General features: G+C 68.2%; 6 protein-coding genes. 3 read left to right on the forward strand and 3 right to left on the reverse strand.

Annotated features, from left to right (window positions below; translation table 11 throughout):
* Positions 1–80 precede the first annotated feature (80 nt).
* The gene (locus JOD27_RS38880; protein ID WP_204767358.1) at positions 81–1,283 is read right to left on the reverse strand and encodes a PucR family transcriptional regulator; all 1,203 of its coding nucleotides are present in this window, start codon (positions 1,281–1,283) and stop codon (positions 81–83) included.
* 120 nt (positions 1,284–1,403) lie between these two features.
* Here JOD27_RS38880 and JOD27_RS38885 point away from each other — a divergent pair, with 120 nt between their 5' ends.
* From JOD27_RS38885 to JOD27_RS38895, 3 genes are all read left to right on the forward strand, one after another.
* Positions 1,404–2,960 carry an alpha/beta hydrolase gene (locus JOD27_RS38885; RefSeq protein WP_239570930.1) on the forward strand — a complete coding sequence of 519 codons (1,557 nt, stop codon included), beginning with the start codon at positions 1,404–1,406 and terminating at the stop codon, positions 2,958–2,960.
* Positions 2,961–3,190: 230 nt separating this feature from the next.
* Positions 3,191–3,955, forward strand: coding sequence for a mechanosensitive ion channel family protein (locus tag JOD27_RS38890; RefSeq protein WP_204767360.1), 765 nt, complete (start codon positions 3,191–3,193; stop codon positions 3,953–3,955).
* A 139-nt stretch (positions 3,956–4,094) separates the two neighbouring features.
* A complete protein-coding gene (locus JOD27_RS38895) occupies positions 4,095–5,087 on the forward strand; it encodes a glucose-1-phosphate thymidylyltransferase (RefSeq protein WP_204767361.1) in 993 nt (330 codons plus the stop codon).
* Here the strand turns inward: JOD27_RS38895 and JOD27_RS38900 are convergent.
* Positions 5,084–6,124, reverse strand: coding sequence for a winged helix DNA-binding domain-containing protein (locus tag JOD27_RS38900; RefSeq protein ID WP_204767362.1), 1,041 nt, complete (start codon positions 6,122–6,124; stop codon positions 5,084–5,086). The genes JOD27_RS38895 and JOD27_RS38900 overlap by 4 nt on opposite strands.
* A 154-nt stretch (positions 6,125–6,278) precedes the next feature.
* The coding region (locus JOD27_RS38905) for an IS30 family transposase (protein ID WP_204767363.1) at positions 6,279–6,742 on the reverse strand (464 nt) is incomplete at its 5' end.

Genomic DNA, 6,742 nt, shown 5'->3' on the forward strand with positions numbered 1-6,742 from the left:
TATGCCCAGCTCAGCGCGTTGACGGGTCGTTTGGCCGTCACCCTAACGGATGGGTGCGAACTCCGTCACAGGGTCGTTCGCTACCACAGCCCCCGTGACCGAGCAAGGCGTCCTACAGACAAAGCGACGCGAAGCACAAGGGCGTCCCGAGCGTCGTGCGCATTTCTTCCCGTCATTTCCTGAACGCGCCGAAGGCGATATCTGACCGTGTTCGGGTGCACGAACAGCCTTTTCGCGCACGTCTCCAGCACGCCGCCGACCTCGAGGAACGCGTCCACGGTCTCCAACAGGGCGCCACCGGCGTCCTCCAACGGCCGGGCAACCCTGTCGACCAGCTGCCACTCGGCCTCCGGATCGCCCGCGAGCGCCCGTTCCGGCAGCAGGTCGAGCGAGCGGACCGGCCTGGGCGCGGCAGGCCAGCCCACGACCGCCCGCAGCCCGCTCAGCGCGTCGCTGGCGCTGCGGTGGGCCTCCGAGAGCGACGCCACCGTCGGCCCGGCCACCACGGGCCCCTCGCCGAAGCCCTCGGCGATGCGGCCCAGCACGTCCTCACCGGTCTCCGTCGGCCCGCCCAGGACGACCACCAGCCGGGAGCCCTGGATCGACAGCAGCACTGGTCGTGCCGCACGGGTGGCCTTGCTGCGCACCAGGTAGTTGATGCCCTGCGGGTCCTCGCTGCCGGGGTTGCCGACCAGCACCGTCGCCTCCAGCGCCGGGTCCCAGCCCAGCGCGGCCGCCCTGCTGAGCAGTGACTCCTCGGGGTCGCCACGCACGATGCCGTCCACGACCAGCGCTTCCAGCCGGGCGTCCCACGCGCCGCGCGCCTCGGCGGCCGCCGCGTAGGAGGTGGCGGCGGAGAAGGCGATCTCCCGCCCGTACCGCAGCACGCCCTCCATCAGCAGCGCGCGCTCGGCCTCGTCCGCCGCCATCTGCGGCATCTGCTCCTCGAAGTGCTCCAGCGCTATCCGGACCAGCTCGACCGTCTGGCGCAGGCTCACCCAGCGGGAGATGTCCTTCGGCGCCGACCTGAACGCGTCCGCGGTGAGGCGGATCGCCTGCTGCCGGTCGTGCAGCCACTCGACGAAGCCCGCCACGCCGTTCTGGATCAGCAGCAGCACGCTCGCGCGCTGGTCCGCGGGCATCCGGGCGAACCAGGGCAACCGCTCTTCCATCTCGGCCACGCTGGCGGTGGCCAGCGTTCCGGACGCGCGCTCGATCCTGCGCATCGTGCGGGCGGAGAGGGTGGGCGGACGCTCCTCCTTCGCCTCGGCTGCCTTGGTCATACCCGCAGCTTAAGCCGTTGCGAGTGACATCACCGGGACGGGTGACAGAACCCTCGCACCCGTTTGAACGGCCATACCTTCGGGCAGCAGAGGTCTTCTCGAACGGCGCGGAGGTTTGTCTTGCGTAGGTTCCTGGCTTTCGTCCTCGGCGTGGTCGCGCTCACCGCCACGGGCGTGACCGCCTCGGCCGACCCTCCCGATCCGCTCGCGGAGTACAACGCCCAGCCGGTCAAGTGGGCGGCGTGCAGCGGAAAGCTCAGCGAGCTGGAGTGCGCCACGCTCGTCGCGCCGCTCGACTACACCGCACCGGCAGGCGACCGGATCAACCTGACCATCAGCCGCAAGAAGGCCACGGCGCCCGACCGCAGGCGCGGCGTGCTGTTCACCAATCCGGGTGGACCTGGTGGCTCGGGGCTCGGCCTGCCGATGTTCCTGGCGAAGTCCGATCTCGTCCAGGTCTACGACGTGATCGGCATCGACCCTCGCGGCGTCGGCGGTTCGACGGCGCTGACCTGCCGTGCGACGCCCGCGATCGCCGCACCGGACTCCCGGCCGGCGGACGACGAGTTCGGCAAGTGGGCGGCGGAGGCGCGTGAGGCAGAGGAGACCTGCCAGAAGTCGTCCGGCGGAATCCGGCAGTTCATCAGCACCGCGAACACCGCGCGCGACATGGACGTCGTCCGTGCCGTGCTGGGCGAGGCGAAGATCAACTACCTGGGCTACTCGTACGGCACGTACCTGGGCGCGGTGTACGGGACGCTGTTCCCGAACCGCCTCGACCGCAGCGTGCTCGACTCGGCGGTGCACCCGGAGTGGGTCTGGCACGAGCAGTTCCGCCAGCAGGCCGTGGCGTACCGCCACGACGTCGAGATGTGGGCGACGTGGGTGGGGGAGCGCAACGAGAAGTTCGGACTGGGCAAGTCGCGGGACGAGGTGCTGGCCGAGGTCGAGAAGGTCGCCGCCAAGCTGCACGACGCGCCGATCGGTGAGCACGACCGGTCCTCCTTCGACGGCGCGGTGGGTGTGGGGTCCCGCTACCGTCCACTGTGGTCGGACCTGGCGTCGATCGTGATCAAGCTGCGGTCAGGGGAGAAGCCGGAGAACACCGATGGTGCCAAGGCCGGGCAGGTGCTCGCGAAGACCGGTCTGCAGGAGCTGCGGTCCGGCGTGTTCGACACGGTCACCTGCGAGTCGGACTGGCCGACCGACCTGCACCTCTACTACGAGGACATGCGGATCTTCCGCGAGCGCTACCCGTACGGCTTCGGCATCGTCAGGGCCGCGCCGATGACCTGCACGTTCCGCTCGTTCACCCCGCCGGAGCCGCCGGTGCGGATCAGCCGCAACGGCTACCCGGTCGGCGTGGTCGTGCAGTCCGAGGGCGACACGCAGACCCAGTACGCGAGCGGCCCGGCGATGGCTGCCAGGTTGGGCCACAACCTGATCACCGTCGTCGACGAGGGCAAACACGGTCTCTACAACGGTGGCAACTCCTGCGTCGACGCGAAGATCAACCGGTACCTGATCGACGGGGCGCTGCCGGGCAGCAGCTCGGAGTGCGCCGGTGACGCGCGGCCGGACGTGCCGAAGGATGGTCAGGGCGGTGCGGCACCGGCGTTGTCGCCCGACCGGATCCAAAGCTATCTCGATGGCCGAGGCTTGAGCTCACAGCCATAGAAACCAGACGAAAATTGCTTCAAAAAATGGGACAGCGCCCGCCACGGAGCGTGGCGGGCGCTTCCCTCTCCCCGGTCCCCACCGGTAGCTCCACTCTGGACTGTATTGAGACAAAAATCCATGTCAGCCACCCTTTCGTGTCACAGTGTCGAAGTTGCTGGGTGATGTGATCCACGAAACGATCAACTCGTCGGATCTTCACTCACCGCAACCTCGTTCTAGGAGGGCCCGTGGGCTCGCAAATCACGGAGGGCCTGGGCCAGGCGTGGGCGATGGTGGCCACGTTCGTGCCGAAGCTGCTCGGCTTCCTGCTCGTTCTGGTCATCGGCTGGTTCATCGCCAAGGCCCTCGCCAGGGGTGTCCAGTTCCTGCTCAAGCGCGTCGGGTTCGAGAAGCTCGTCGACAAGTCGGGCCTGAACGGCGCCATGCGCCAGTCGTCGATGGACGCGTCCGGCCTCATCGCCACGATCGTCTACTACTTCGTGCTGCTCATCGCGTTGCAGCTGGCGTTCGGCGTCTTCGGTGCGTCCAACCCGGTCAGCACGCTGCTGAACGAGGTCATCGCGTACCTGCCGCGCATCGTCGTGGCAATGGTGCTCGTGATCGTCGCGTCGGCCATCGGCACCGCGCTGAAGGGCCTCGTGACCGGCGCGCTGGGCCAGCGCTCCTACACCCGGATCATGGGCAACATCACCTACGGCTTCGTGATGGCGCTCGGTGTCATCGCGGCGCTCAACCAGCTGGGCATCGCGATCTCGGTGACCATGCCGGTGCTGATCGCCGTGCTCGCCACGGTCGCCGGCGTGATCGTCATCGGTGTCGGTGGCGGCCTGGTCCGCCCGATGCAGCAGCGGTGGGAGGGCTGGCTGAACCGCATGCAGGACGAGGCGCAGGCCATGTCGCCGATGCCGCGCGCGTCCCAGGAGATGCCGGCTTCGGTGGGTGGCCGTCTCGGTGACGTCCCGACGCCGCCGTCGGGCACGCCGATGCCCTGAGAACCGGTTCTCACCTCGAAAGAAGGGACCCCACATCGGGGTCCCTTCTTTCGTTGTCGGGCGGTTCTCCAGCTTCCGTCCAGCGCGCCCACGGAGGCTCGTGGTCACCCGAACTGTCCGCTGTCGCGGTGGAGGACCCATGAAAGCCCTTGTGCTGTCCGGAGTCGCGGGAACACGACTGCGCGGATGCCCGCTGCCGGCGGAACTCGTCCCCGTCGCGAACAAGCCGGTGCTCGAACACGCCGTGCGGAACCTGCGGGACATCGGGATCACCGAGATCGGCGTCATGGCTGAGGACGAGGTCGCCGAGGTGTTCGGCGACGGGTCGCATCTCGGCGTCTCGATCACCTATCTCCGCCACGACGCGTCGCTCGGTCTCGCGCACTGCGTGCGGACCGCCCGGCCGTTCCTCGGTGACGACGACTTCGTGCTGTATCTGTGCGACACCGTGCTGGCCGAGGGCATCGGGCAAATAGCCGACGAGTTCGCCCGGCTGCGGCCGTCCGCGCACGTGCTCGTGGACAAGGTGGAGGACCCGCGGCGCTACGGCGTTGCCGAGGTCGACGAGAACTCGCGCGTGACCCGGCTGATCGAGCAGCCGTTGGAGCCGCGCACCGATCTCGCGTTGATCGGCGTCTACTTCTTCACTCCCGCGATCCACGCCGCCGTCGATGCGATCGAGCCGTCGTGGCGCGGAAAGTTCGAGATCACCGATGCGTTGCAGTGGCTGGTGACGCACGAACGGGACGTGCGGGCGCACATGTACTCCGGGTTTTGGAAGGACGCCGGCACGGTCGAGGGCGTGCTCGAGTGCAACCGCGAGCTGCTGATGGGGCTGCGGACGGACATCCGGGGGATCGTGGACTCCGAGTCGCGGCTGATCGGCGAGGTCGTCGTCGAGGAAGGTGCGCGCGTGGTGCGGTCGTGCGTCGTCGGACCCGCGATCATCGGCCCCGGCACGCTGGTCGAGGAGTCGATCGTCGGGCCGTACACGTCGATCGGCGCGGACTGCCGGATCACCGAGTCCGGCGTGGCCGACTCCGTCGTGCTGAACGAGGCCTCCGTGCACGACGTGTCCGGCATCGAGGCGTCGTTGATCGGCAGCCGCGCTCGGGCTCGGCTCGCGGCCTAGCCGATCCAGTCCTGAAGGTGGTCGCACTCCTCGGCGACCGCCTTCTGCCTGCTCCTCGGCAGCTTGTCGAGGTAGTCGACGGTGATGGTGCGCTCCTTGGTGATCGACCACGTGGCGACGACGTAGCCGTCGACGAGGACGGTGGGCTTGCCGCCGACGACCACGCCGAGCCGGTCGTCCGCAATGACCCTTCTGCGGTCGGCGTGGGCGAGCAGGATGTTGTCGAACTCGGGCAGAAGCCTTGCTGGGAGCGGGGTTTCCGGGTCGGGACGTGGGGCGTCGGGGAGGTCGAACAGCTCCTTGCCCGCCTCGCTGCGGAAGGTCACCAGCTCCGGCCTCAGCTTCTCGAAGACCTCGCCGAGCCGGGTGAGACCTGACCACTGCTGAGCGTCCATCACGGTCGACGGGCCGAACGCCTTGAGGTAGCGCAGGACGATCTCTTCCCTGGGCATCGCCTGCTGCGGTCGGTCGAGCCAGTGCTCGACCGTCGTGCAGATGGCGCGGCCGCTGCGGTGCCACAGGCCCCGCGGCGGGATCTGGACGAGGGGGAGCTTGTTGCGCAGGGCGTTGCCGAGAACCGTGTGCTCGCGGTCGGGCCAGCGTTGCTGGAGGAGCTTGCCCGCGTCCGCGGTGCCCATCGGGGTGTCCTCGACGATCTTGCGACCTGCCTCGGCGACCTCGTCGAAGTCCAGGCCCTGCAGGCGTTTCGCGAACGGGCCGCTGATGACCTCGCGGTCGAGCTTGAGCTGGGTGTGAGGGCGCAGACCGAGCGCGTCGTCCGCGCTGACCAGGTGGATCGTGCCGCGCATGAGCAGGATGCGGACGGCCTGCCGGTCCACGAGGAGCTCTTCGAGGTCGTGCGGCTGGAAGTTCCGCAGCCGCGACCACAGGCCGACGTACGGCGACTTCGGTTCCTGCGCCTGCATGCCGAAGAGGTGCTCGATGGTGGCGAGCGCGCTCCCGTCGGCGCGCTCGCGCAACATCTGGCGTTCGATCAGTGCCCGGTTGAGGGCGTCCTGGCTCAGTGTGGTCCCCATCGGGACAGGCTAGTGGCGTGTCGCAGCTATCTCTTGGGATGTGACAGTGAGAGTGATGCCGGCAGGCAGCCGCGCTTCGATCATGAAGATCGCGCTCTCCTGGCTGCCAACTGCACGGTTGGCAGCAGTTGGGATGATCAGAAAACGGGCGGATTCACGTGGTCGTCGCAACACGTGGTGTTGGTGGGAACAGTAGCTCGTGGAGGGCTTCGGCCGGGGTTTTCCAGCCGAGTGTCTCGCGGGGGCGGTCGTTGAGTTCGGCGGCGACGAAGTCGAGGTGGGCTTTGCTGTGGACTGAGAGGTCGGTGCCTTTGGGGAAGTACTGGCGCAGCAGGCCGTTGGTGTTCTCGTTGGTGCCGCGTTGCCAGGGGCTGTGCGGGTCGCAGAAGTAGATGTCCACGTCGGTGGCGACGGTGATCTCCTTGTGCCGAGCCATTTCCTGGCCTTGATCCCAGGTGACGGACTGACGCAGCGTGACCGGTAGCGTCATGATGGCCTCGATCATGGCGTCGCGGACGGTGGCCGCGTCGCGTCCGGTCAGGTGCAGCAGCAGGCAGAACCGGGTGGTGCGCTCGACCAGTGTCCCGATCTGGGATTTCTGGTCCTTGCCGATGATCA

Origin of the sequence: Lentzea nigeriaca, from assembly GCF_016907955.1 — a bacterium.
Lineage (GTDB): Bacteria > Actinomycetota > Actinomycetes > Mycobacteriales > Pseudonocardiaceae > Lentzea > Lentzea nigeriaca.